This is a genomic window from Halomonas sp. MES3-P3E (assembly GCF_002836035.1).
Classification (GTDB): Bacteria; Pseudomonadota; Gammaproteobacteria; order Pseudomonadales; family Halomonadaceae; genus Vreelandella; species Vreelandella arctica.
This window is the reverse complement of sequence record NZ_PJBT01000122.1, coordinates 1-684: the sequence shown is the minus strand read 5'-3', so window position 1 is coordinate 684 and position 684 is coordinate 1. Positions and strand designations below refer to the sequence as shown.

Annotated in this window: 1 pseudogene; it reads left to right on the top strand. The window is 60.2% G+C overall.

From position 1 onward, the window contains the following. Positions 1-397: 397 nt before the first annotated feature. Positions 398-684 (top strand): annotated as a pseudogene (locus CXF87_RS12205) (group II intron reverse transcriptase/maturase); the annotation flags it as partial.

Here is a 684-nt window from a genome sequence, read left to right as displayed (position 1 = left end):
TTTTTTGTGCGCCCGGCACGGGCGCACTCCTGGAGGTGCAAGTCCTCCCGTAAGCTGGCCACAGCGAACGAAGCGAAGCGCAACTGCGGAAGGGTGACCAACCGTGGGAAGGAAGCGTGGAGCGTAAACCGCGAGCCGATGAACAAGAACCGGATAGGAGGCGCTGCCAAGCAGGGCGAGCGGGCAAGAAGCCGCGAAGCTCTTGTGGCCAAGGCGACGTAGCGTATATCCGGCGGTTGTGCGGTGAAGGAGTGTGTTCTTACCCGGGGAGATCTCGCCTTATGCCTGAAAGGGCAACGTGACCCCACGGAGCGAGAAGTCAGCAGAGGCCGTAGTAGCTCCTCGTTTTTTTTTGGAGCAAAGGGCCGAACGAGAAGGAGCGTCAAACGTCTTGTCGATGAGATCAGTAACGCATCAGATGCCCGCGACTGCGGGGCGGGAGAAGGCATGCCAAGGTGAAGCCTTGTCGTCCTGCTCCAGCGATGAAACTGGCCTCCCGCGACAAGTGCCGGAGGACGCAGGGCAAGGTCTGCTTGAGCGGGCCTTCGCAAGAGAGAACATGCTACGTGCATGGAAGCGCGTGCGTGCCAACAAGGGAGCAGCAGGCATCGATGGTCTGGATATTGCTCAGACCGCCGAGCACCTAAGGTGGGCCTGGCCCGATATTCGACAGCAGCTTCTTGC